Source organism: Streptomyces sp. SID12501 (assembly GCF_010550245.1).
In the GTDB taxonomy this organism is placed as follows: Bacteria; Actinomycetota; Actinomycetes; order Streptomycetales; family Streptomycetaceae; genus Streptomyces.
The window spans coordinates 1-733 of the sequence record NZ_JAAGLU010000186.1 but is presented as its reverse complement, the minus strand read 5'-3'; the positions used below and the strand labels follow the sequence as shown (position 1 = coordinate 733).

Here is a 733-nt window from a genome sequence, read left to right as displayed (position 1 = left end):
TGCCCCGCGGCGCGCACGGTGGCTACGCTGTCCCGGTCGCGATTGGCGCAGAAGGGGGGGTCACCACCGGGGAGCGACGCAGCACCTGGACCGACGGGTCGGACGCCTGGGCCCCACGGTCACCCCACACCCATCGGTGTGCGGGTGCGCCGGGAGCGACCCGCACAGTTGACTGCGACAGGAGAGCACCGCGCATGAGCGACAACGTGCTGGACCAGAACATCGCCGACCTCGCCCCCGAGATCGCCGCCGTCCTCGACCGCGAGCTGGCCCGCCAGCAGGGCACCCTCGAGATGATCGCGTCCGAGAACTTCGTGCCGCTCGCGGTCCTGCAGGCGCAGGGCTCGGTGCTCACCAACAAGTACGCCGAGGGCTACCCGGGCCGCCGCTACTACGGCGGCTGCGAGGAGGTCGACGTCGCCGAGACCATCGCGATCGAGCGGGCCAAGGCCCTGTTCGGCGCGAAGTTCGCGAACGTCCAGCCCCACTCGGGCGCCACCGCGAACGCGGCGGTGCTGCACGCCATCGCACGCCCCGGCGACACGATCCTCGGCCTGGCCCTCGACCAGGGCGGCCACCTCACGCACGGCATGAAGATCAACTTCTCCGGCCGCCTGTACGACATCGTCGCCTACGGCGTGGACCCCGAGACGTCCCTCGTGGACATGGACGAGGTCCGCCGCCTGGCCCTCGAGCACCGGCCCAAGGTGATCATCGCGGGCTGGTCCGCGTA

1 pseudogene is annotated in these 733 nt (G+C 71.4%); it reads left to right on the top strand.

The features are described 5' to 3' along the window. Window positions 1-194 precede the first annotated feature (194 nt). Window positions 195-733, top strand: a pseudogene (locus G3I71_RS45140) (serine hydroxymethyltransferase); the annotation flags it as partial.